The sequence below is a fragment of the Streptomyces sp. M41(2017) genome, assembly GCF_002078175.1.
GTDB lineage: Bacteria > Actinomycetota > Actinomycetes > Streptomycetales > Streptomycetaceae > Streptomyces.
Map to the genome: position 1 here is coordinate 5,798,835 of NZ_MWFK01000001.1, position 22,707 is coordinate 5,821,541.

Sequence of the window (22,707 nt, forward strand, 5' to 3'; positions counted from 1 at the left end):
CCGGCCGCGGAGGGTGCGGACGCCTCGGATGCCCCCGGGGCCGCGGATGCGCCTGGTGACAGCGGTGTCATGGGTGACAGGGGTGCGACGGGAACCGCAGGCGCTTCTTCGGACAGGGGTGCCGAGTCGTCCGCCGTCATCGCTCACCCGCCCGCGCTCTCACTCACCGATCAGCCGCCTCCCTCATTCTCGGCCCGTCCGCGCGAATGTGCCTGACGGACGGCACCGGGCGGACAGGGAGGGGAAGGGAAGTGGAGGAGGAGCGGAGGGCGAGGCGAGGAGGGCGAAGCCGCGGCCCCGACCGCCGCATCGGCCGGCGCGAGGACGGCGGGGCCGATGCGGGTGGTCGCGGTCGGGCCCGAGGCTTCTGACCGGGTACTCGTCAGGCAGCGGCACACCTCGGGCAGGAGCGCACCCATAAGGCCTGACGGGCCTGACAGATCTGACGAACTCGACAGGCATGACGGAGCGTCACAGCCAGTGCGTCACACCGGACTTGGGCCTCGGTGTCAGCCGAGGGCCTTGACCGCCTGGTAGTAGGTCCACGCGGTGCTGGTGCAGGCGGTCTTCGTCACGCCGCTGTAGGCGTTGCAGACCCGCTTGAGGTCCTCGTAGAGGGCGCTGTCGAGACGGGACTTGTTGGCGTCGAAGGATCCGGCGGCCTTGTAGTTGCGATAGCCGAAGTCGTGACGGGCGCAGGAGGTGGAGAAGGGGAAGCCGAAGGGGTTGTCCGGCGAGGAGGAGCAGTAGTCGGTGGACCAGTCGAACGAGTACGCCGACCAGGCGGCCTGATTCGACCGTGCCGCGACCCAGAGGTTGTAGCTCGACGCGCTCGTCTGCGTCCAGCTGGACAGGATCTGGGGCTTGTCGGCAGGAGCGGCGGTGGCCGTGCCGGCGGTCGCGGTGACAGCGGCCAGCGCCATGGCCGAGGCGGCCAGGCCGGTGGCGAATCTACGGTGCATCCCAACACCTCCACGAAGGTGCCGCCCGGTTGGGCAGCAGGTTCATGACAAGATGATCGGTGGAGTGATCCCGCTTGCCTAGCCGTCGGCGCTCAACAATCAATGAACTCAAGTAGTTTTCGAGTCGCCGGAACCTGAACTGCCCTTTTCCCGCTCAGGGTTGTGTGGCGCTCCTCCCGCCGAACCGGGCGAGTTCCTCGGCCGAACCCTGCGGCAGCTCGGCGATCCCGGCGTCCGGCAGGGCCGCGATCACGGCGCTCAGCCGCGTGCGCAGATCAGGAATCGGAGCCCAGCCCGACTCCGGCGCCCCCGCGGCCGTGAGCAGGAGGTCCCCCGGATAGAAGGTCGCTTCGAGCAGGGGCTCTTCGAGCAGGAGAAGCGCCGCCAGCGGGAGGGTGCAGTGCAGAGCCACCCGCTGCGCCACCAGCATGCGCAGGTCGCCCGGGCGTAGATCGCCGAGTTTGCTGTGCCGCAACGCGTGCACGGTCCGGACGAGCCGGGTGGCGTCCGCGCCGGGTGCGGGCCATCGAGGAGGATCTACCTCGTCGAGCGTGCAGCCGAGGTGGAGCAGCGGGTTCATGGGGTCATTCTCCTGGTCGCCAAGGGGGCACCGATCGGGGCATCCGTCAGGGCGTCGATCAGGGCATGGTGCAGAAGCGAGGACGGTCTGCGGGGGCCGTGACCGGATCGGTCCGGTGGTGGACCCGATGAGGCCTGTCGCCACTGTGGCCGCGCCCGTCAGAGTGGACCCATGACCCGAGCACTCGTCGTCATCGACGTCCAGGAATCGTTCCGTGCAGGCCCGCTGTGGGAGACCATCTCCCGCCCGAAGATCGCGCACCAGGTGGACCGCCTCGTCCGCCTCGCCCGGCAGGCCGGCGACACCGTGGTGTGGGTACTGCACTCGGAGCCCGGCAGCGGCGACGTGTTCGACCCCGCGCTCGGCCACGTCCGGCTGCTGGAGGAGCTCCACCGAGAGGAGGGCGAACCGCTCGTCCACAAGACCTCGCACAACGCCTTCACCACCACCAACCTGCAGCAACTCCTCACCGAACGCGGTATCCGCGAACTCGTCGTGTGCGGCATCCGCACCGAGCAGTGCGTCGAGACGACCACCCGCGTGGCGAGTGACCTCGGATACCGGGTCACCTTCGTCACCGACGCCACGGCGACCAACCCCATCGCACACCGCGACGCCCCCGCCGGGCAGTCCGTGGCCGAGCTGCTGGCCGACCCGCGCACCCTGAGCGCCGAGGAGATCGTCCGGCGCACCGAGTACGCCCTGGCCGGACGGTTCGCCACCATCGCCACCGTCGACGAACTGGAAGCAGCGGCCGGCTCTCGGGCATGATGACCGGATCGTGAGCCACATCGTCTTCTTCCTGGTGCCCGGAGTCCATCTGCTGGACCTCGCGGGACCCGCGCAGGCCTTCTCCACGGCCGCCGACTTCGGGCACCCCTACACACTCCACTACGTCGCCGAGCAGCCGCAGGTGCCGACCGCCCAGGGCCTGCCCCTGGTGACCCGGGTCGACTGGCCCGAGCTGGGCCCCGAGGACCTGATCGTGGTCCCTGGCTGGCGCGCCCTCGACCTCGCCGACGCACCCGCCGTCGGAGAGCCCGCGCTCCGTGTCCTGCGCGACCACCACGCCCGGGGCGGCACCGTCGCCAGCGTCTGCGCCGGAGCCGACGCGCTCGGCCGGGCCGGCCTCCTCGACGGCCGCCGCTGCACCACCCACCACGACGTCCAGGACGACCTCGCCCGCCGCTACCCCCGAGCGGTCGTCGTCCGCGACGTGCTCTACACCGCCGACGACCGGGTGGTCACCTCCGCCGGCATCGCCAGCGGGATCGACCTCGCCCTGCACCTGGTCGCCACCCGGCACGGCCCCGCCGTCGCCGCGCAGGTGGCGCGGGACATGGTGGTCTACGCACGCCGCAACGGCAACGAACCGCAGGCCAGCACGATGCTCCGCCACCGGTCCCACCTCGACGACACCGTGCACCGGGCCCAGGACCTGCTCGACACCCGGTTCGACCAGCCACTGCCCCTGCCCGACCTGGCCGCCGCCGTCGGGGTGAGCGAACGCACCCTCACCCGCCTCTTCACCCGGGCGACCGGAGGCCTCACCCCGCTGCGCTACCAGCAGGCCCTGCGCCTCGAACGTGCCGAGCACCTCATCAGCCACGGCCTCACCGTCGACGCCGCCGCCCACGCGGTCGGCTTCGAGGACGCCCGCATGCTGCGCCGCCTGCGGGCCCGTACCGCCTGATACGTCGCAGGCCCCCTCAGTCCTTGCGGCCCGCCCCCGTCAGCGACGCCCGCTGGCGCGCCGCGCGGACCGCCGCCGTCAGCGAGGCGATGTCGTAGGCGCCGTAGTGGCGGCGGCCGTTGACGAAGAACGTGGGCGTGCCCGAGACGCCGCTGAGGTCCGCCGACTCGACGTCCATCGCGACCCGGGGCGCACCCGCGCGGGCCCGCAGGTCGTCGCGGAAGCGGTCCGCGTCCAGGCCGACGTCGGCGGCGTACCGCAGCAGATCCTTCGGGAGCAGGTCGCCCTGGTGGGCCATGAGGAGGTCGTGCATCTCCCAGTAGCGGTCCTGGTGGGCCGCGGCCTCGGCGGCCTCCGCGGCGAGCTGCGCGTTGGGGTGCACGTCGGTGAGCGGAAGGTGCCGCCACACGTAGCGGACGTCACCGAAGTCGGCGAGGAGTTCGCGCACCACGGACTCGGCGCGACCGCAGTAGGGGCACTCGAAGTCGCCGTACTCGACGAGCGTCACCGGCGCGTCGAGCCGCCCCCGCACGTGATCGCGCTCCACGTCGACGGGTTCGCTGAGGTCGACGATGGACTCACCGGTGCCGAGCAGGGCCCGCGCACGCGAACGCGCGTTCAGCGCGCCGATCAGCAGCGTGACGATCCACGTGAGCAGGAACGAACTGGCCACGGCCGCCAGGATGCCGATCTTCGCCTGCTCCAGACGGTCGCCCTCGAAGGCCAGTGACGCGATCAGCAGGGCCACGGTGAAGCCCACACCGGCCAGCGTGCCGCCCGCCGTGATGGCGCCCCAGCCCACGGGCGGCCGCAGTCGTCCCCGGCTGGCCCTCGTGGTGAGCCAGGTCGCGCCGATGATGCCGACCGGCTTGCCGACCACGTAGCCGAGGAGGATGCCGAGGGTGACGGGCGAGGTGAAGGCGTCGGCGAGCTGCCCGCCGCCGAGGGTGATGCCCGCGTTGGCGAGCGCGAAGAGCGGCACGATGACGTAGCTCGTCCAGGGATGGAACATCTGCTGGAGCCGCTCGTTCGGCGAGAGCGTTGAGGCGAGCCCGCGGCGCACGGTCCGTTCGAGTTCCGGAGTGGGCTGTTCACGGAAGCGCCGGAACAGACTGCTCGCGTGCTCCAGGTCGCCGCGGTCCGCGGCGTACGCGTAGGTCAGCAGGCCCATCGCGAGACCCGTCACCACCGGATCGATCCCGGACTTGAGCAGCGCAACCCAGATCGCGACGCCCAGGACCCCGTACAGCGCGGGGAACCGTCTGCCGATGGTCTGGCGCACCAGCAGGACGAGCGCGAACAGGCCGAGGGCCGTCAGCAGCGCGGGCAGCGCGATGGCGTCGCTGTACGCGACGACGATGACGGCGAGGGCCAGGAAGTCGTCCACCACGGCGACGGTGAGCATGAAGACCCGGAGGTTGTTCGGCAGTCGCGACCCGAAGATGGCGAGCATGCCCAGGGCGAAGGCCGTGTCCGTGGACATGGCCGCACCCCAGCCGTGCGCGTCGGAGCCGTGGCCCGCCGTGACCGCCAGATAGATGGCCACCGGCACGATCATGCCGCTCACCCCGGCCAGCAGGGGCAGCGTGACCCGGCGGCGTTCCCGCAGCTCGCCCAGGTCGAACTCGCGGCGCGCCTCCAGTCCCACGACGAAGAAGAACAGCGTCATCAGCCCGCTGTTGATCCACTCCCGCAGATCCAGCGACACCCCGCCCGACCCGATGCGCACGGACAGCTCGGTGCCCCACAAGGACTCGTACGAGCCCGGGCCCATGTTGGCCCAGGCCAACGCCGCCAGGGTGGCGGCGAGCAGCACGGCCGCGCTGCCCGTCTCCGTCCGCAGAAAAGCGCGCAGCGGACTGCGCGGCTCCGTTCCGCACAGACTCTGGCCCGACAGGGACGACGACTCGGATGGCATGGTCACCTTCTGATTCTCACCCCGGACCGGATCGGTCCACACGCCGCCACCCGGCAAGCGGTGATCCCGTGTGCGCGTACCCGCCGACCGTGCGGACGTCGGCCGGGCGCGGGAGAATCGACAGGTGCGCATCCGGACAGGAAGGGCGTGGCGCCGTGGTCACCTTCTCACCCGGCTTCCGGGGACGGCCGAGGACCTCCGACGGGCGGCTGCCCCCCGGACAGTACGAGGCCTACGACTTCCCCGTGCTGTCCGCAGGACCCACGCCCCGGGTCAGTCGTGACACCTGGCAGTTCACGGTGACCACCGAGACCGGAGCCGAGCACACCTGGTCCTGGACGGACCTCATGGGCCTGGCCTCCGAGCGGCCCACCGTGGATCTGCACTGCGTCACCAAATGGTCCAAGTTCGACACCCACTGGCAGGGCGTCTCGCTGGACCTCCTGCTCGCGGACGTCGAGACCGCCGCAGAGTTCGCCCTGGTCCACGCCTACGGCGGCTACACCACCAACCTCCCCCTGGAGGACCTGCTCGACGGACAGGCGTGGATCGCCTACGGCTACGACAGCGAGGACGTGCCGCCCGAGCACGGCGGTCCCGCCCGGCTGCTGGTACCGCACCTGTACCTGTGGAAGTCGGCGAAATGGGTGCGCGGGATCCAACTGCTCCTGGACGACGAACCGGGGTTCTGGGAGAGCGCCGGCTACCACGACTACGGAGACCCATGGCGCGAACAGCGGTACCAAGGCGACTAGGCGACCGGCTGCGCTGGCGGGCGGCCACGCTGACGGAGCGACGGCAGGAGACACCGGCCGCGAGCACCCTGATCCTGGACGTCCCCGGCTGGCCCGGACACCTCGCCGGCCAGCACGTGGACGTGCGGCTGACGGCCGCCGACGGCTACAGCACCCAGCGCAGCTACTCGATCGCCTCCGCGCCGGGCGCCGAGCACGTCGAGCTCACCGTCCAGCGCGTCGAGGACGGCGAGGTGTCGCCGTACCTCGTCGACGCGTTCGGCGCCGGTGACGCGGTGGAACTGCGCGGACCGGTCGGCGGCTGGTTCGTGTGGCGCCCCGAGCAGACCGAGCCCGTACTCCTCGTCGCCGGCGGCTCGGGACTCGTCCCGCTGATGGCGATGATCCGCGCCCGCCGTGCCGTCGGCGGCCGGTCGCCGTTCCGGCTCATCTACTCCGTGCGCACCCCCCAGGACCGGCTCTACCAGGACGAGCTGCGCCACACCGACCCGGGCCTGGACGTGGCGTACGTCTACACACGCACCGCCCCCGAGGCCGCGCGGCGCCCGCCCGGGCGGCTGCGCGCCGAGGACCTCGTGACGTCCGGGTGGCCCCCCGACTTCGAACCGACCGTCTACGTCTGCGGGCCCACCGGCTTCGTCGAGTACGCGGCCGACCAACTGGTCGGACTCGGGCACGCCCCCGGACTCGTCCGTACCGAACGCTTCGGTCCCAGCGGAGGCTGAGATGACCACGCTCCCCATCGACGCACCGTACGACGCCTACGACGACGACGCCCACGAGGACGGCAACGTGCTGGCCGGGCCCCTCTCCGAGGTGTTCGCCGTCGACCTGACCGTGGCGGTCGCCACCTGCACCGGCTGCGGCAATGCGGGACCCGTCGCCCGGCTGCGGGTCTACGGCCGCGGGCCCGGGCTGATCGCCCGCTGCCCCGACTGCGCCCACGTCATGCTCCGGCTCGTCCGCGGCCCCGGCACCGCCTGGCTCGACCTGCGCGGAACCGTCAGCCTGCGCATCGCACTGCCCGACGCTCTCCCGGACGCGTAACGCACATCCGCCCACAGTCGGTCAGGATTCGAGAAGCGCACGGCAGCGGGCCTCACCTAGCCTTGCTCCCCGGGCGTCGTCACATCGCGCGCGCCGGCTTCGTCAGGGTGGTGGACGGAGGTTCCCGCCCGCCCCGCGGACGGAACCGACGCGACAGTGCCCGGCATCGCGGCCGGGGCTGGTTGGATCGAGCCAGGCGATGCCGACGGAGACCGCGCAGGCGGCCGCCCGAGAGATGGAGAGACGATGAGCAAGGCCACGAGGACGGACCCGCAGCCGTCTGCGCCGCACGGTGCCGACAGTCACGATCTGATCCGCGTGCTGGGCGCGCGGGAGAACAATCTCAAAGATGTCAGCATCGAGATCCCGAAGCGCCGGCTGACCGTCTTCACCGGCGTGTCCGGCTCGGGCAAGAGCTCACTGGTGTTCAACACCATCGCCGCGGAGTCGCAGCGCCTCATCAACGAGACCTACAGCTCCTTCGTGCAGGGCTTCATGCCGACGCTCGCCCGGCCCGAGGTCGACGTCCTCGAAGGCCTCACCACCGCGATCATCGTCGACCAGCAGCGGATGGGCTCCGACCCCCGCTCCACCGTCGGCACCGCCACCGACGCCAACGCGATGCTGCGCATCCTCTTCAGCAGGCTCGGCAAGCCGCACATCGGCCCGCCGAGCGCGTACGCCTTCAACGTCCCCTCGGTGCGCGCGAGCGGCGCCATCACCGTCGAGCGCGGCGCCAAGAAGACCGTCAAGGCCACCTTCAACCGCACCGGCGGCATGTGCCCGCGCTGCGAGGGCCGCGGCACCGTCTCCGACCTCGACCTCACCCAGCTCTACGACGACTCCAAGTCCCTCAACGAGGGCGCGATCACCATTCCCGGGTACGGCTCGGACGGCTGGAACATGCGCCTCTACAAGGAGTCGGGCTTCGTCGACCCGGACAAGCCGATCAGCAAGTACACCAAGAAGGAACTCCAGGACTTCCTCCACCACGAACCGACAAGGATGAAGATCGCCGGCATCAACATGACGTACGAGGGGCTGATCCCCCGCGTGCAGAAGTCGATGCTCTCCAAGGACAAGGAGGCGATGCAGCCGCACATCCGGGCCTTCGTCGACCGCGCGGTCGCCTTCACGACGTGCCCGGAGTGCGACGGAACCCGGCTCAGCGAGGGCGCCCGTGCGTCGAAGATCAAGCGGATCAGCATCGCCGACGCGTGCGCGATGCAGATCAGCGACCTCGCCGACTGGGTCCGCGCTCTCGAGGAGCCGTCGGTGGCGCCGCTGCTCACCGCACTCCAGCAGACACTCGACTCGTTCGTGGAGATCGGCCTCGGCTACCTCGCCCTCGACCGGCCGGCGGGCACGCTCTCCGGCGGCGAGGCGCAGCGCGTCAAGATGATCCGCCACCTCGGCTCGTCCCTCACCGACGTCACCTACGTCTTCGACGAGCCCACCGCGGGTCTGCACCCGCACGACATCCAGCGCATGAACGAACTGCTGCTGCGCCTGCGCGACAAGGGCAACACGGTGCTCGTCGTCGAGCACAAGCCCGAGACCATCGCGATCGCCGACCATGTCGTCGACCTCGGGCCCGGCGCCGGTACGGCGGGCGGCTCCGTCTGTTTCGAGGGCACCGTCGAGGGACTGCGGACCGGGGGCACGGTCACCGGCCGCCACTTCGACGACCGGTCGTCCGTCAAGGAGACCCCGCGGGAGGCGACCGGCACACTGGAGATCCGCGGCGCCTCGGCGAACAACCTGCGTGACGTCGACGTGGACGTCCCGCTCGGCGTCCTCGTCGTCGTCACGGGCGTCGCGGGTTCCGGCAAGAGCTCGCTCGTCCACGGCTCGATCCCGGCGGGCGAGGGCGTCGTGTCCGTCGACCAGAGCCCGATCCGCGGTTCACGGCGGAGCAACCCGGCCACGTACACCGGGCTGCTCGACCCGATCCGCAAGGCGTTCGCCAAGGCCAACGGCGTGAAACCGGCCCTGTTCAGCGCCAACTCCGAGGGCGCCTGCCCGACGTGCAACGGCGCGGGCGTCATCTACACCGACCTGGCGATGATGGCCGGTGTGGCCAGCCCCTGCGAGGACTGCGAGGGCAAGCGGTACCAGCCGTCGGTGCTCGAGTACCACCTCGGCGGCCGCGACATCAGCGAGGTGCTCGCCATGTCCGTGGACGAGGCCGGGGAGTTCTTCGCCGCGGGCGAGGCGGCCACCCCCGCGGCACAGCGCGTCCTCTCCCGGCTCTCCGACGTCGGCCTCGGCTACCTCACGCTCGGCCAGCCGCTCACCACGCTCTCCGGCGGCGAACGCCAGCGCCTGAAGCTGGCCACGCACATGGCCGACAAGGGCGGTGTGTACGTGCTCGACGAGCCGACCACGGGTCTGCACCTCGCCGACGTCGAGCAGTTGCTCGCGCTCCTCGACCGGCTCGTCGACTCCGGCAAGTCCGTCATCGTCGTCGAACACCACCAGGCCGTGATGGCGCACGCCGACTGGATCATCGACCTCGGCCCCGGTGCCGGTCACGACGGCGGCCGGCTCGTCTTCGAAGGCACCCCGGCCGACCTCGTCGCCGCCCGCTCCACCCTCACCGGGGAACACCTCGCGGCCTACGTCGGCGGCTGAACGGCAAGGGCGCGCCCGGGTCCGGCAGCTCACTGCCGGGCCCGGGCAGGTCTCCTCCGTGACTTTGCGGAGCACGAAGAGGAGGCCCTCGCCGTCCGGGGTCCCGGGACAGCAAGCAGATGAAGAAATCGGGCGGGTGCCGAGATTTCTGAGCATTCAAGCACCTGGACAGCGGCCTGAGAAGTGGGCCTTTGAGGAGTTCACGGGCGCTTGTGGTTCACCAGTTCTCGTCCGGCGGGATAGGGGAGCGCCGCCGACAGCGACTCCGCCGTGTCGAAGGCCTGGTGGGCCTCGGTGACGCGGCCCAGGGCGGCGAGCGCGGCCGCATGGGCGATACGGGCGTCCGCTTCGGCCAGCCGCTCGCCCGCCTCGCACGCCCGGGCCGTCTCACGGGCCGCCAGCTCGGCGGCTCCAAGGCCGTCCCCCGTGCCCAGCCGTGCCCACGCGGTCAGGGGCGCGGCCCCCGTCGTCGCCGCGTCGGGCTCGGTCAGCAGCTCCAGGGCTGCTGCGGGGCGACGTCGGCGCAGCAGCAGTTCGGCCCGTGCCAGCCGCACCTCGTGCAGGGCCTGCTGATCACCCTGCCCGTCCGCCGCGTCCGCGGCACGGGCGAGCAACTCCTCCGCGGACGGCGCGGTGCCGGCGTCAGGGCCGGCGCCCGGCCGCATCCGGACACGGGCGAGGGCGGCCAGCGCGTACGCCGTCGACCAGGTGACGGCCCCCTGCCGACGGTCGTCGTCCACCGCGGCCTCGGCCAGTGCGGCCGCCGTCCCCGGCTCTTCGAGCAGAAGATGCAGTTCGGCGAGGTTCGCACGCTCGAAGGCCGCCGCGGTCGGATCGCCCGAGCGCTCGGCGAGTTCGAGCGCGCGGCGGCCGGTCCGGGTGGCCTCCCGCAGCCTGCCCGAGCGCCGGGCGTGCTCCCGCAGGACGGAGAGGACCGACGCCAGTACCTGAGGATCGCCGTACGCCTCCGCGTGCGGCAGCGCCTCGTCGGCCACCGGACGCGCGTCACTGAACCGGCCCGCCAGCGCGAGCGCCGTGGCCTGCGCGGTGAGCGCCCTGGCCAGCAGACCCCGCCGTTCCGGTCCCGTCACCCGCTGGGCTGCCTCGTGCGCGGAGCGCGCCGCCTCGACGGCGTCCGGATAGTGCCCCGTCACGAAACACAGCACGGACCGGCCCAGATGATGGGCCGCCGCCGCGTCGGCGGCCGTACCCGGAGCGGGCGGTGACGCGTCGAGGAAGGCGAACCCCTCCGTGGCCGAACGCGACTTGGCGAGCACCTCGGCCAGCCGCGCCGCCGCCAGCACCCGGCCGTCGCCGTCCCCGCGCCGCCGCATGTCCTCCAGGGCCTCCCGCAGGATCAGGGCCGCGTCGTCGTAGCGGGCCATGCGGCGCAGCACCGCGGCCCGGTCGATCCTGATCCAGGCAGCCTCGGCCGCCGCGGAGTCGAGGCGCTCCGTCAGCTGCACGTAGTAGTGGTCGGCCGCGTCGTTGGCGCACAGCGCGGCGGCGCGCTCCGCCGCCCGGCGCAGGAACCCGGTCGCACGCGGGTCGTCGGCCAGCGTCAGATGGACGGCGAGCGTGTCCACCGCCTCGGGCCTGCGCCGCAGTACGGTCTCGGCGTACGCGGAGTGCAGCAGCCGGCGCCGGGCGGCCGACAGGCGTTCGTAGCAGGTGAGCCGGATCAGCGGGTGCCGGAAGGCGAGCCCGGGCGCGCCCTGACCGTCGGTGACCACGTCGCGTTCGGTGAGCACGGACGCCGCGATGGCCGCGTCCGCTCCCGCCGTGGCCTCCGCGGGCGACAGCGGCGGATGCAGACCGCCGCCCGCGACGTCGAGGACGTCCGAGAGCGCCGCGTCGCCGCCCGCCGCCGCGACGGCCTCCACCACCCGGCGCGCCGCAGGACCCAGCCGCGCCAGCCGCTCGGCGACCAACTGCCGCACGCCGTCCGGTGTTTGACTGCCCGCGTCGTCGGGAGCAGAGGCGAGTTCCAGGGCGAACAACGGGTTGCCCAGGGACAGTTCCCACACCCGCTCGGGCGGCTCGTGTCCGGGCGGCAGGCCCAGAGTGTCGGCGGCGAGGGCGAGGCAGTCGGCGCGAGTGAGCCGCTCCAGGCCGACACGTTCGGCCAGCTGCTGCCGTACGAGGGTGTCCAGGACGGTGAGCCGGGGGTCGAACTCCGCGAGTTCCTCGGAACGGTAGGTCACGAGGAAGCGCCAGTCGGCGTGCGCGGCCGCCGCACGCCGGGCCAGATGGCTCAGGAGCTGCCAGGACCCCACGTCGGCGGCGTGCAGGTCGTCGAGGACGACGAGTACCGGTGCGGTCGTGGCGAGATCGTGGAGCATCGCTGCCGTCGAACGGAACAGCCGCTCCCGCTCCTCCTCCGGGCTGCGCTCGGCGGCCGCGCCGACCTGCCCCAGCGAGGGGAGCAGCGACGCCAGTTCGGGATGCTCGGTACCGGTCCGTGCCCGTTCGGCGGGCGGCCGTTCCGCCAGCCATCCGTCGAGCGCCTCGGCGAACGCGCCGAACGGGGTGTGGCCCTCCGCGTCATGACCCGCACCCCACAGCACGGCCGTCCCGGAGGCGAAGGCCTGCCGGGCCGCTTCGAGAGCGAGCCGCGTCTTGCCGAGCCCCGCCTCCCCGCCGATCAGCCGCACGGGCGGACCGCCCGCCCGCAACAGGTCGTCGAGCGCCCGGCCGCGTCCGCGCAGCGGCGCGGGCACGGCGCCCCGCAGGACGGCGGGCGGCAGGAAGGCCTGCCCGGCCGCGGTGGCCGGCCCGGCGGGGCTGTCCGTGTCGAGCGCCTGGAGGTGCAGCCGCTCGGTCACGGGGCCCGGGCGGATGCCGAGTTCGCCGTCCAGCGCCTGCCGACAGGCGTGGAACTGGCGTATCGCCTGACGGCGCAGTCCCTGCCGCAGACTGGCCCGCATCAGGAGCTGGTGGGCACGTTCCTCGGCGGGATGCTCGTCGAGGACCTGCCGCGCCGTGGCCGCGGCCTCCTCGGGCGCACCGTCGTCGAGGAGCGCCTCGGCGAGCGTGAGGCGCAGCCGGTCGCGGAGCCCGGCGAGCCGTTCACGCAGCGCCCGGGCCCAGTCCGCGTAGCGGTCCTCGGGCAGGAGCTCGCCGGTGAACGCGTCCAGCGCGGCGGCCAGTCCGGGGGCGGTCGGCGTGCGCAGCGCGTCCTCGGCCAGCCGCTCGGCGTGGTCGGTGTCGATCCACACGGTCCCCGCGTCCAGACGCAGGAGAGCACCGTCGGAGACGAGGTAGGAGGAGGCCCTGCGGGGGGCGAGTTCCGGTTCGAGGGCGCGGCGGGCGGCGTGCAGGGCCACCCGCAGGCTCCCCAGGGCCTGCTGGGGATCGGCGTCGGGCCAGCACACCTCCGTCGCCTGCTCGCGGTGCAGGCTGTGCCCGGGCGCGACGGCGAGGAGCTTCACCAGGGCCTGCGCGCTGGGCCGCGGCCAGCGCTCCGCGAGCGCGGGCCCACCGTCACGTGTGACGTGAAAACCGCCGAAAAGGTGCAGGCGCAGCAGTGGGGGAGTGCCGGCCGACCCCTCGGCGGGGTGACCTGGTGGCTGGTTCGTGTAGTGCTCACCCATGAGCGCGTCACTCTAGACGGCCTGGCAGGGGAGGTGCGCAGGCACCCCGGTGACGGCCCGGGGCGGATCGTGCGGAGCGCGCCCGGCGTGGCCGCGGTCGACGTCCGCCGGCCCCGTGTCCCGCGTCCACCGGGACGGGGTCCGCTGCCGCGCACCCGCCCCGCCCGGGCGAACCGGAGCGGGGCGTCGCGGCCGGTCACCACCGGCACGGCGTGGATGCGGCGTGGCAGGGCTCCGGCCGGCACGGAGCCCCGCCGCCCGTGCTACCCGGCCACCGCGTCGAAGACCACCGGCAGCGACCGCGGGCCGCGGGTGAAGACACCCTGCTCGGCGGGGTCGAAGCCGTCGGCGAGGCGGAGGCCGGGCAGAGCGTCGAGGAGCTGGTTCACACCGGTCTCGACCTCCGCCTTGGCGAGGAGCGCCCCCACGCAGAAGTGCCGCCCGAGGGCGAAGGCGAGATGGTCCGCGGCGGCGGTGAACGCGGAGGTCGTGCTCAGGTCGTCGCGGAAGATGTCGAAGCGGTCGGGCTCGCGATAGCGGTCCCCGTCACGGTTCGCGGAGCCGATCAGGCACGTCACGGTGGCACCCGCCGGGATGACACCACCGGAGACCTCCACCTCCGTGGCGGACTGCCGCATGATCATGTGGACCGGAGGGGTGTACCGCAGCGTCTCGGCGAAAGCCGCCGCGATCAGGGTGCGGTCCTCCCGGACGGCCGCCAACTGGTCAGGATTCCGCAGGAGGTTGGCGAAGACGCTCGCGATCGCCTTGTCGGTGGTCTCGCCCCCGGCCGCCAGCAGCAGACTGCAGAACGCCTTGATGTCCTCGTCGCTCATCCGCACGCCGTCCACCTCGGCGGCACACAGCACGGACAGCAGATCCTCACCCGGGCTCTCCCGCCGCTCGCGGATCACCGGGATCATGTACTCGGCGAACTCCACCCGGGTGCGCTCGCCGGCCGCCGTCACCTCCGGATCGGCCGCGAGGTTGCCGAGGAACGCGATCACGGCCGTGTACCAGCCGTGGAAGCGGGTGTGGTCGGCCTTGTCCAGGCCCAGCATGTCGGCGATCACGTTGACCGGGAGCCGCGTGGCGTAGTCGCTGACGAGGTCCGCGGAACCGGAGTGCCGGAAGGCGTCGATGAGTTCGCGCGAGTTGCGCTCGATGACCGGCAGGAACTTCTCCTGCAGATCGCTGCCCCGGAACGCCGGCGCCACCAGCGCCCGCCGCACGGAGTGTTCCCGCCCGCTCAGCTGAAGGATCGTCCGGCCGTGCACCGGCTCCAGCTGCCAGTTGTAGTTGTCGGTCGTGAACTCGGCCTTCTTGTCCTTGAAGACCCGCTCGACATCCGCGTACCGCGAGACGATGTAACTCTGCATCGCCTCGTGCCAGATCAGCGGCTCCTCCTCCCGCATCACCCGGTAGGCCGGATACGGGTCGGCGGCGAACTCGGGTGAAAGGATGTCGGGGGCCTGTCGTGCCGTGGACATGAAACTCCTCGAACTGGACGCCGGGGTCACTCCGGGCGTACTGATCACCCGACGAGTCGAACAGTCAACGTGTCCTCGAATCCGGGGTGTTGAGGAGGGTGCTGCGCACTTCATCGCTCGGCCGACGGCCCGGTCGACGGGGGCGCGTCGCCCTCCGCGAGGAGCCGGCCGTCGAGTTCGACGGCCAGCGGAGTGGCGACGAACATCGAGGAGTACGTGCCCACCGCCAGGCCGATGAGAAGAGCCAGGGCGAAGTCGGTGAGCGAGCCGCCGCCGAACACCGCCAGCGCCGTCAGGACGAAGGCCGCGCCCACACCGGTGTTGACCGTACGCGGCAGCGTTTGCAGCAGCGCCCGGTCGGCCGTGCGGGAGAAGGGCACCGTGCTGTCGAGGCGGCGCAGCTCCCTGATGCGGTCGAAGACGACCACCGAGTCGTTCACGGAGTAGCCGATGACGGTCAGCAGCGCGGCGAGGAACACGCCGTCGACCGGCCTGCCCCACCAGGCGAAGACACCGAGGAGGATCACGACGTCGTGGGCGAGCGCGGCGACCGCCGAGGTGCCCAGCAGCCAGCGGAAACGGGCGGCGAGGTAGACGAGTTGGGCGGCGAGGGCGACAGCGAGAGCGATCAGCGCTCCGCGTCGAAGCTCCCGTCCGAGGCTCGGGCCGATCGACTCGTCGCGCACCGTCTCGGCCCGCGGCGCCAGATCCTTCACCACCGCGCTGACGGAGGCTGCCTGCGCGTTCGTCAGCGGGCCCGTCCTGACGATGACCCGGTCGTTCCCGGCGCCCTGGACGACAGCGTGCGGAAAGCCGGCCTCGGCGAGCGCGACGCGCAGCCGGTCGGGGGCGACGGGAGTCGTCGTGGCGTACTCGACGAGTCGGCCACCGGTGAACTCCACACCGAGGTCCAGGCCTCGCGCGGCCATCCCGGAGGCGGCCAGCACGAGGGCGACCGCGGATCCGGCCAGCCAGCGGCGCGGCGTACGCATCGGCCGGGGATTCCAGCGCCGCAGTCCGTCGCGGACGTGGCCCGTGTGGGCGATACCGGTGAGCCGTGGACGCCGGCGGGCCCAGGGGCGACCCACCGTGTGTTCGGCGAGCGCGCGCGTGACGACCAGGGCGCTGACCATCGACGCCAGAACGCCGATGCCCAAGGTGACCCCGAAGCCGCGCACGGGACCCGAAGCGAGGAAGAAGAGCAGGACAGCGGCGATGAGGGTGGTGACGTTGGAGTCCGCAATGGCACTGAAGGCGCCGCGGAAACCGGCGTTCAGCGAGGAGCGGGGCGTGGCACGGGCCCGGCCGGCGTGCTCCTCGCGGGCGCGCTCGAAGACCAGCACGTTGGCGTCGACCGCCATCCCGATGGCCAGGACGAACCCGGCGAGCCCCGGCAGGGTGAGTGTGGCGCCGACGGCGGCCAGCGCCGCGTAGGAGATCAGGCCGTAGCAGGCGAGGACGATCGTCGCCAGCACGCCCATGAGCCGGTAGGCGACGCAGAGGAACAGCGCGGTCAGCGCCGTTCCGACGACCGCGGCCCACGCGCCCGCCCGGATCGCCTCGGCCCCGAGGGACGGCCCGACGACCCGCTGCTCGACGGTCTCCACCGGCACCGGAAGGGCGCCCCCCGCGATGAGCAGCGCCAGCTCGCGGGCCTCGGCGCCGTCGAACGAGCCGTTGATGCGCGTCGCCCCGCCGCCGATCCCGGAGCCGCACGAGACCGAAGGGTCGACCTGAGGGGAGGAGATGACCTTGCCGTCCAGCACGATGGCCACGCGGCGCGCGGGATCTCCCGCCGGGTGACAGGCCGCCTCGCCGGTCAGCCGGGCCCATCCGTCACGACCGGCCCCCCTGAAACCGACCGCGACGTGCCACCCGGCTCCGGTCTCTCCGTCGAAGAGGGCGTCCGCCGAGGTGATGTCCGCACCGGTCAGGGCCGGAGCCCGCAGGCGCAGCAGCGTGCCGGACTCGTCCGGCAGAACCTGCTGGTGAGGCCGCTTGGGGAGGGGCAGGGGCGTGTCGTCCGGGCCGGCGGCGATGCCGAGAACGGGGTGGACGGTTAGCTGAGCCGTGCGGCCGAGCAGGTCGGCCGCGTGCCGGGGGTCCTGCACGCCGGGCAGTTCGACGACGATCCGGTCGCCGCCGGAGCGGACGACGGTGGCTTCGGAGACCCCGAGCGCGTCGACACGCCCGCGCAGCACCTCCACGGTGCGGTCCATGGCGCCGGCCCGGTCGACGCTTCCGCCGTCCGACCCGGCGCCCGTGTCCGCCGCCGCGTCGGCCGGGGAGGGCGGCCGGGTCTCCAGCACGATCTGGGTTCCGCCCCGCAGGTCCAGACCGAGCTGGAGGGGCACGGTCAGCGCCACGGCGAGGGAGAGGGCGACGACGGCGAGAGAGATCAGCGCGCGGATGCGCGGGGCGCCGGGCACGGCAGGCCTCCGGTGGGTGGCTCGGGGTGGGTGGTCGGACGCGGGGTGCGCGGCGGCCTCGGGCGGCGGACGGATCGGCAGGGAGTGCGCCTCGGCCGACGTCCGGGCGCGTCCGGGGGCATGGCGCTTCGGCCGAGGAAGGCCTCAGGGCTCCGACGGGGGAGTGGGCGGCCGGAGCCCTGAGGCGGTCGGCGGGTGTTGGTTCGGCGCGGTCGCCCGGGGGATCAGGGCTCGATGAGACCCGAGCGGATCGCGTAGCGGGTGAGCTCCAGTCGGTCGCGCAGGCCGAGCTTGTGCAGCATGTTCGCCCGATGCCGGTGGACGGTCTTGATGCTGATGAAGAGCATCTCGGCGATCTCCTTGGAGGAGTGGCCCTCGGCCACGAGCTTGAGGACCTCCTCCTCGCGGGGCGTCAGGACCTGGTCCGGGGGTTCCTCGCCGTCACGGAGGCGGTCCAGGTAGGTGCGGACCAGGGCGGTGACCGCGCCCGGGTAGAGGAAGGGCTCGTCGCGCAGGGCCGCACGGCAGGCGTCCACGAGATCGCGGTCGGCCACGGACTTCAGCACATAGCCACTGGCACCGGCCTTCAAGGCCTGGAAGAAGTACTGCTCGTTGTCGTGCATGGTCAGCATCAGCACGCGTAGTCCCGGCTTCAGCGCGACGAGTTCCCGGGCGGCCTGGAGACCGGTCATCCGGGGCATGGCGATGTCCAGGACGACCAGGTCGACGTCGTTGGCGCGGGCCAGCGCGATCGCCTCGGCCCCGTCCCCCGCCTCGGCGACCACCGTCAGATCCGGCTCCTGGTCGAGGATGAGCCGCACGCCGCGCCGCACCAGCGCGTGGTCGTCGGCGAGGAGGATCCGGATCACGGATTCGTCGGGCGTGGTCATGACTGCTTCCTCGCGTCGGGCACGGACAGCCGGACCTGCGTTCCGGAGGCCGCCGAGGTGATGTCGAGCGTGGCCCCGATCAGCAGCGCGCGCTCACGCATCCCACGGATTCCGGCACCCTCGCCGGCGAGGACACCCCCGTGGCCGTCGTCCGTGACGGCCAGCACGACCGTGCCGTCCGTGTGCCGGAGGCTCACCTCGACCCGCGCGGCCTCGGCGTGCCGGGCGGCGTTCGTCAGCGCCTCCTGAGCCACGCGGTACAGCACCAGCTCCGTCTGCTGGTCCAGGTCGGGCAGGCCGGAGGCGAAGGCGCGCGCCACCCGCAACCCGGTGTGGGTGGCGAACTCGCCGGTGAGCGAGGTCAGGGCGCTGACCAGGCCCAGATCCTCCAGGACGTCCGGCCGGAGCCGTCGTACCAGGCGGCGCACCTCGTCCAGGCTCTCCCGGGTGATCTCCTGCGCCTGCCGCAGCTCACCGCGCAGGGGTTCGTCCGCCTGGTCCGAGGAGCGCTTCAGGGACAGCAGGATCGCGGTCATGGTCTGGCCGACCTCGTCGTGCAGTTCCTGGGCGATACGTCGCCGCTCCGCCTCCTGGGCGAGGAGCACACGGGAACTGCTGGCGGCACGCTCCTGTTCGAGGCGGTCCAGCATGGCGTTGAACGTACGGATCAGCTCGGAGATCTCACCGCGGCCCCGTTCCGGCAGCCGCTGCCCCGGGCGCAGGAGGTCGACGGTCGTCATCAGCTTCCTGAGCCGCGCCACCGGAGCCAGTCCGATCCGCAGCAGGGCCGCGTTGGCGACCAGCATCACGGCCAGCCCGGCCACGAGGACGACCGCCTCGGTCAGCACGACCGGAACGGACACCGTGACCGGGGCCCACAGCAGCAGCGCGGTGGCACTTCCCAGCACCAGCGCGTTCAGCGCGAAGAGCCGCCAGAACAGGGACAACGGAATGACGCCTTTCTCACGAGCACGGTTCTGTCTCCACTGTCCGTCACCGCGCACCCGGACCGGGAATCGCGGTCGACTCGGCGACCGGCCCGGCGCCCAGCCTGCCCCGGAGCGCCCGCGGCCGTCGATGGGGTCCAATGCCCATTTCCGGCCCGGCCCGCCCCTTCCACGCCCCCTCCACCGATCCCCTCGGACGACCGCAAATGGGTACTGCGCCCGATGGGAATCACCGGGGCGGAACGTCAAGGTGAGGACAGAACACGAAACCGGCGGCCACGGACCTGCCCTCCGGGGACGCGATCCCCGCGTACGCATCGTCCGCAGGCCACCGGCCCCCCAGCCCCGCAACCCCCAGGGAGAAACCGCCATGTCCCTCGACACGCCCCGGAACGCGACTCGACGTCCCCGGACCCTGACGACGCACGAGGCGCGTCAGCGTCTCGAACACGAACGCAACGCGCGGCTCGCCCAGTTGCGCGCCATGGACGAGGCAGGGCAGGACGCGGAGGAGCAGGTGATGGCGGCGCAGCGGGACGTGGCCGAGCGGGTCCTCACCGAGATCGAGGACGCCTCCAGCCGTATCCGGGACGGCAGTTACGGCGTCTGCGTGGCGTGCGCCCGGCCCGTACCCGTGGAACGCCTGGAGATCCTTCCCTACACACGGTTCTGCGTCCCGTGCCTGCACGGCACCGGCTGAGAGCCCGGCCCGTGGGCGGAACCCCGTTCCGTCCCGCGCCGGCCTCCCCGCCCCCGCCCTCGCCGTATCCCGTTTCCACCCTGCCCGAGGGGATGAAGTGGTGACCCGTCAGACCGTCGACGACCGCGACACCCGCCTGTCCGCGCGGGATCTCGCCGCGCTGCGCGAGAACCTGCACGAACAGCGCCTGTTCCGGCGCGAGCAGCTCGACCAGATCGGGTCGGCCGTCCCGAGCCGCACCGAGGGACCGCCGGCCCGGCGGTCCGCCTCGCAGATCGAGGTCCGCGTCCAGCTCGCCGCGTCGGCGCGCATGGTCCTCGCCGACGTCGAGGCGGCGCTCGCCCGCATGGACGAGGGCCGCTACGGCGCCTGCCACCTGTGCCACGCCGCCATCGGCCGCGAGCGGCTGGCCGTCGTGCCGCAGGCCCGCTACTGCGGTCGCTGTCAGCAGGTCAGGGAGGCCGGTCGATGACCACGGCCCCTCGTCCCGTACGGCACCGGGCCTGGCCCCGGTGCCGTACGTGCCACGGCATCGCCCTCGACCTCGGCAGCGCCCGCACCCGCGCGTGGACGTCCGGCCGGGGCATGATCCTCGACGTCCCCACGGTCACCTTCCCGGGCGACGGCCCCGTGCACCCGGTCCGGCGGGGCGCCATCGTCGACACCCCCGGCATCGCCCGCATGCTCGACCGACTGCTCACCCACCGGCTGCCGCGCATCGGCCGGCCACTGCTCATCCTGACCACGCCCGCCCTCGGGGGCGTCGCCTTCCGCACCGAAGCCCGTATCGCGGTGGAATCCCTGCGGCCGTCCACCGTGCTCACCGTGCCGTCCGCGCGAGCCGTGGCGGCGGCGGCCGGCGCCGACGTGACCACCGCGCTGCTCGTCGTGGACATCGGCGCCCACATCACCGAGGTCGTACTCCTCGCGGAGGACACCGTCATCGACGCCCACCACACCGACCTGGGGCTCGGCGACCTCGACCCGGCGGAGCCACCCGCACGCATCACCGACGCCGTCGTCGCGATGGTCACCACCATGCTGGAGCAGGACCGCACCACCCTGACCCTCGACGCCCTGCGGCGAGGCGTCCTCCTCTCCGGCGGAGGCGCCCTGCGCCCCGACATCACCCACCGCCTCACCCGGCAGCTGCACGCCCCCGTCGAACCGGCCCCCGCTCCCCACACCGCGGCCGTCCGCGGCGCCTCCCACCTCCTGAACGCCGCACACACCCGTCCCTCCGCGGCCCTGGGCACACCTCCGCCGCGCGGGCACGGGTGAGCCCCTCGCACGGGACGCGACGCGGAGGGCCTGGGAGGACCGCCGCCGCGGCGCCCGGCCGGGAGGAAGGGGACATGCCCGTTCAGCCGCCCCGACCGTCCGCGAACGTGCGTCGACGGCAGGCCGCTTCCGGCCCGTTCAAGCCCGTGCGTGGCGGTACGGGCGGAAGAACTCCCTGAGTTCCTCCGCGTACAGTTCCGGCTGCTCGAAGGGGGCGAAGTGGCCGCCGCGCGACGGTTCCGTGGCGCGGGCCAGGTTCGTCGTGCGTTCCAGCCAGGCACGGGGCGCGCGGACCAGGTCGCCGGGGAAGATCGAGAAGCCGGACGGCACCTCGACGCGCCGGGCGAGCTGGGCGGGCGGGATCGCGCCGTTCGCGCGGTACATGCGCATCGACGAACCGATCGTCTCCGTCAGCCAGTAGAGCGTGACGTTCGTCAGGATCTCGTCCTTCGTGAAGCACCGTTCGACGTCACCGTCGCAGTCGCTCCACGCCCGCAGCTTCTCGACGATCCAGGCGGCGAGCCCGGCCGGCGAGTCGGTGAGCCCGACGGCCGCCGTCTGCGGCTTCGTGCGGTGCATGGCGGCGTACGCACCCTCGGACCCTCCCCACGCCGCCGCGCCCTCCATCCACGCACGCTCCTCGGGCGTGAGGTCGGCGGGGTCACCGCCGAACACGGGCAGGCCCCCGTCCATGCGGTGGACGGCCACGACCCGGTCGGGATGGTCGAGCGCCAGGTACCGGCTCACATGGCTGCCGATGTCACCACCGGCCGCGCCGAAGCGCTCATAGTCCAGCACGGACATCAACTCCGCCCACAGACCGGCCACGGCGATCGAGTCGAGCGGGGCGCCGGTGGGGCGGTCGGAGTATCCGTAGCCCGGCATGTCAGGCACGATCACGTCGAACGCGTCGGCCGGGTCCGCACCGTGGGCACCGGGATCGGTGAGGAGCGGGATCACCTTCGTGTACCGCCAGAACGAGTCAGGCCAGCCGTGGCTGAGCACCAGCGGCAGCACCGGACCGCGCGGCGCGACGGCCCGCGCGTGCACGAAGTGGATCCCGAGACCGCCCAGCGGGACCCGGAAGTGGGGGAGCCGGGCGAGGGCCGCCTCCTGGGCGGGCCAGTCGAAGCCGTCAGCCCAGTACGCGACGAGCTCGCGGAGGTAGTCGAGATCGGTGCCGAGCGCCCAGCCGGCGTCCTCCGGCGCGTCCGGCCACCGCGTTCCGCGCAGGCGTGCGCGGAGGTCGTCCAGGGCGGCGGGGGCCGTCCGCGGAGTGAACGGCTCGGGACGGGGCGCGACATCAGGCATGAGCCGCATCCTACGGAGCGCGCCGGTGCGGACCGCCGACCTGCCGTTCGGACGACCTCGCGTCGCGCTGTCGGGCGGTGCGTCCCGCGCGCCGCACCTTCCCGCCTCCACGGGGCCCGCCCGCTCGGGCCGGTTACCGGCGTCCCCGAGAGGCGCGCTCGGCGGCCATGCGGACGACCGCCGTTCCACCGTCCAGATCCACCATGGTCCTGTTCGGCGGCGCGCCGTCCTCCTCGTCGTCGCGGAGGATGAGCGCCGACTGCCGTTCCTTCAACTCGCTCTGCTTGCCCGGCGAGAAGGTCGCGTGCAGTTGCTCGAAACCGGTCGCCGATATCTGCCCGTGCCGGGCGCTGTTCCGCCAGGGCAGCAGTCCCGCCCGGCCCAGACGCAGGACGAGCTGGTCGGCGAAGGCCACCGCCGTCAGCAGGATGACCAGTCCCGGCAACGTCATGAAGACGACGAATCCCATGCCGCCAG

19 protein-coding genes are annotated in these 22,707 nt (G+C 72.6%); 9 read left to right on the forward strand and 10 right to left on the reverse strand.

Going from position 1 to position 22,707, the window contains the following annotated elements; genetic code table 11:
- Positions 1 to 509: 509 nt before the first annotated feature.
- Both B0675_RS25370 and B0675_RS25375 read right to left on the reverse strand, forming a co-directional pair.
- Positions 510 to 962 carry a phospholipase gene (locus tag B0675_RS25370; RefSeq protein ID WP_081221429.1) on the reverse strand — a complete coding sequence of 151 codons (453 nt, stop codon included), beginning with the start codon at positions 960 to 962 and terminating at the stop codon, positions 510 to 512.
- A 154-nt stretch (positions 963 to 1,116) separates the two neighbouring features.
- Positions 1,117 to 1,542 carry a contact-dependent growth inhibition system immunity protein gene (locus B0675_RS25375; protein ID WP_081221432.1) on the reverse strand — a complete coding sequence of 142 codons (426 nt, stop codon included), beginning with the start codon at positions 1,540 to 1,542 and terminating at the stop codon, positions 1,117 to 1,119.
- Positions 1,543 to 1,713: 171 nt separating this feature from the next.
- Between B0675_RS25375 and B0675_RS25380 the strand changes: the two genes are divergently transcribed.
- Both B0675_RS25380 and B0675_RS25385 read left to right on the forward strand, forming a co-directional pair.
- The gene (locus B0675_RS25380) at positions 1,714 to 2,313 is read left to right on the forward strand and encodes an isochorismatase family protein (protein WP_081221434.1); all 600 of its coding nucleotides are present in this window, start codon (positions 1,714 to 1,716) and stop codon (positions 2,311 to 2,313) included.
- 10 nt (positions 2,314 to 2,323) lie between these two features.
- Positions 2,324 to 3,235, forward strand: a complete 912-nt coding sequence (locus B0675_RS25385; RefSeq protein WP_081221437.1) for a DJ-1/PfpI family protein — start codon at positions 2,324 to 2,326, stop codon at positions 3,233 to 3,235.
- A gap of 16 nt (positions 3,236 to 3,251) precedes the next feature.
- Here the strand turns inward: B0675_RS25385 and nhaA are convergent, their stop codons facing one another.
- The gene (gene nhaA, locus B0675_RS25390) at positions 3,252 to 5,153 is read right to left on the reverse strand and encodes a Na+/H+ antiporter NhaA (RefSeq protein ID WP_081222007.1); all 1,902 of its coding nucleotides are present in this window, start codon (positions 5,151 to 5,153) and stop codon (positions 3,252 to 3,254) included.
- Positions 5,154 to 5,308: 155 nt separating this feature from the next.
- On the opposite strand from nhaA, the gene B0675_RS25395 reads away from it, so the two are divergent.
- The 4 genes from B0675_RS25395 to B0675_RS25410 all read left to right on the forward strand — a co-directional run bounded on the left by B0675_RS25395 (position 5,309) and on the right by B0675_RS25410 (position 9,589).
- Entirely contained in the window at positions 5,309 to 5,908 is a 600-nt protein-coding gene (locus tag B0675_RS25395; RefSeq protein ID WP_107482730.1) for a molybdopterin-dependent oxidoreductase, read from the forward strand.
- Positions 5,878 to 6,633, forward strand: a complete 756-nt coding sequence (locus B0675_RS25400) for a ferredoxin reductase (RefSeq protein WP_081221439.1) — start codon at positions 5,878 to 5,880, stop codon at positions 6,631 to 6,633. The genes B0675_RS25395 and B0675_RS25400 overlap by 31 nt, the downstream gene beginning before the upstream one ends.
- Position 6,634: 1 nt before the next feature.
- On the forward strand, positions 6,635 to 6,955 hold the full coding sequence (locus tag B0675_RS25405; protein WP_081221442.1) for a DUF6510 family protein: 321 nt from the start codon (positions 6,635 to 6,637) through the stop codon (positions 6,953 to 6,955).
- A gap of 246 nt (positions 6,956 to 7,201) precedes the next feature.
- Positions 7,202 to 9,589, forward strand: a complete 2,388-nt coding sequence (locus B0675_RS25410; protein ID WP_081221445.1) for an excinuclease ABC subunit UvrA — start codon at positions 7,202 to 7,204, stop codon at positions 9,587 to 9,589.
- Between the two features lie 200 nt (positions 9,590 to 9,789).
- Here the strand turns inward: B0675_RS25410 and B0675_RS25415 are convergent, their stop codons facing one another.
- From B0675_RS25415 to B0675_RS25435, 5 genes are all read right to left on the reverse strand, one after another.
- Positions 9,790 to 13,182 (reverse strand): AAA family ATPase, encoded by a 3,393-nt coding sequence (locus B0675_RS25415; protein ID WP_081221447.1) that lies wholly within the window; start codon positions 13,180 to 13,182, stop codon positions 9,790 to 9,792.
- A 263-nt stretch (positions 13,183 to 13,445) separates the two neighbouring features.
- The gene (locus tag B0675_RS25420; RefSeq protein ID WP_081221450.1) at positions 13,446 to 14,672 is read right to left on the reverse strand and encodes a cytochrome P450; all 1,227 of its coding nucleotides are present in this window, start codon (positions 14,670 to 14,672) and stop codon (positions 13,446 to 13,448) included.
- Positions 14,673 to 14,782: 110 nt separating this feature from the next.
- Positions 14,783 to 17,101, reverse strand: a complete 2,319-nt coding sequence (secD, locus tag B0675_RS25425) for a protein translocase subunit SecD (protein ID WP_107482731.1) — start codon at positions 17,099 to 17,101, stop codon at positions 14,783 to 14,785.
- Positions 17,102 to 17,325: 224 nt separating this feature from the next.
- Positions 17,326 to 17,991, reverse strand: a complete 666-nt coding sequence (locus B0675_RS25430; protein ID WP_081221453.1) for a response regulator transcription factor — start codon at positions 17,989 to 17,991, stop codon at positions 17,326 to 17,328.
- On the reverse strand, positions 17,988 to 18,938 hold the full coding sequence (locus B0675_RS25435; protein WP_081221454.1) for a HAMP domain-containing sensor histidine kinase: 951 nt from the start codon (positions 18,936 to 18,938) through the stop codon (positions 17,988 to 17,990). The genes B0675_RS25430 and B0675_RS25435 overlap by 4 nt, the downstream gene beginning before the upstream one ends.
- A 370-nt stretch (positions 18,939 to 19,308) precedes the next feature.
- On the opposite strand from B0675_RS25435, the gene B0675_RS25440 reads away from it, so the two are divergent.
- From B0675_RS25440 to B0675_RS25450, 3 genes are all read left to right on the forward strand, one after another.
- A complete protein-coding gene (locus B0675_RS25440; protein ID WP_081221455.1) occupies positions 19,309 to 19,638 on the forward strand; it encodes a TraR/DksA C4-type zinc finger protein in 330 nt (109 codons plus the stop codon).
- 97 nt (positions 19,639 to 19,735) lie between these two features.
- Positions 19,736 to 20,110 carry a TraR/DksA C4-type zinc finger protein gene (locus B0675_RS25445; RefSeq protein ID WP_081221456.1) on the forward strand — a complete coding sequence of 125 codons (375 nt, stop codon included), beginning with the start codon at positions 19,736 to 19,738 and terminating at the stop codon, positions 20,108 to 20,110.
- Entirely contained in the window at positions 20,107 to 20,919 is an 813-nt protein-coding gene (locus B0675_RS25450; RefSeq protein WP_081221457.1) for a rod shape-determining protein, read from the forward strand. The genes B0675_RS25445 and B0675_RS25450 overlap by 4 nt, the downstream gene beginning before the upstream one ends.
- A 138-nt stretch (positions 20,920 to 21,057) precedes the next feature.
- Here the strand turns inward: B0675_RS25450 and B0675_RS25455 are convergent, their stop codons facing one another.
- Together B0675_RS25455 and B0675_RS25460 are read right to left on the reverse strand one after the other, a co-directional pair.
- Complete coding sequence (locus tag B0675_RS25455) at positions 21,058 to 22,230, reverse strand: epoxide hydrolase (protein WP_081221458.1); 1,173 nt, start codon at positions 22,228 to 22,230, stop codon at positions 21,058 to 21,060.
- Positions 22,231 to 22,363: 133 nt separating this feature from the next.
- Positions 22,364 to 22,699: a DUF6191 domain-containing protein gene (locus B0675_RS25460; RefSeq protein ID WP_081221459.1), complete on the reverse strand. Its 336-nt coding sequence runs from the start codon at positions 22,697 to 22,699 to the stop codon at positions 22,364 to 22,366.
- Between the last annotated feature and the right edge of the window lie 8 nt (positions 22,700 to 22,707).

Bases quoted from the DNA above. Each gene is read 5' to 3' on its own strand.
- B0675_RS25370 (WP_081221429.1), bottom strand. From the start codon at position 962: ATGCACCGTAGATTCGCCACCGGCCTGGCCGCCTCGGCCATGGCGCTG.
- B0675_RS25375 (WP_081221432.1), bottom strand. From the start codon at position 1,542: ATGAACCCGCTGCTCCACCTCGGCTGCACGCTCGACGAGGTAGATCCT.
- B0675_RS25380 (WP_081221434.1), top strand. From the start codon at position 1,714: ATGACCCGAGCACTCGTCGTCATCGACGTCCAGGAATCGTTCCGTGCA.
- nhaA (WP_081222007.1), bottom strand. From the start codon at position 5,153: ATGCCATCCGAGTCGTCGTCCCTGTCGGGCCAGAGTCTGTGCGGAACG.
- B0675_RS25400 (WP_081221439.1), top strand. From the start codon at position 5,878: ATGGCGCGAACAGCGGTACCAAGGCGACTAGGCGACCGGCTGCGCTGG.
- B0675_RS25405 (WP_081221442.1), top strand. From the start codon at position 6,635: ATGACCACGCTCCCCATCGACGCACCGTACGACGCCTACGACGACGAC.
- B0675_RS25410 (WP_081221445.1), top strand. From the start codon at position 7,202: ATGAGCAAGGCCACGAGGACGGACCCGCAGCCGTCTGCGCCGCACGGT.
- B0675_RS25415 (WP_081221447.1), bottom strand. From the start codon at position 13,182: ATGGGTGAGCACTACACGAACCAGCCACCAGGTCACCCCGCCGAGGGG.
- B0675_RS25420 (WP_081221450.1), bottom strand. From the start codon at position 14,672: ATGTCCACGGCACGACAGGCCCCCGACATCCTTTCACCCGAGTTCGCC.
- B0675_RS25430 (WP_081221453.1), bottom strand. From the start codon at position 17,991: ATGACCACGCCCGACGAATCCGTGATCCGGATCCTCCTCGCCGACGAC.
- B0675_RS25440 (WP_081221455.1), top strand. From the start codon at position 19,309: ATGTCCCTCGACACGCCCCGGAACGCGACTCGACGTCCCCGGACCCTG.
- B0675_RS25450 (WP_081221457.1), top strand. From the start codon at position 20,107: ATGACCACGGCCCCTCGTCCCGTACGGCACCGGGCCTGGCCCCGGTGC.
- B0675_RS25455 (WP_081221458.1), bottom strand. From the start codon at position 22,230: ATGCCTGATGTCGCGCCCCGTCCCGAGCCGTTCACTCCGCGGACGGCC.
- B0675_RS25460 (WP_081221459.1), bottom strand. From the start codon at position 22,699: ATGGGATTCGTCGTCTTCATGACGTTGCCGGGACTGGTCATCCTGCTG.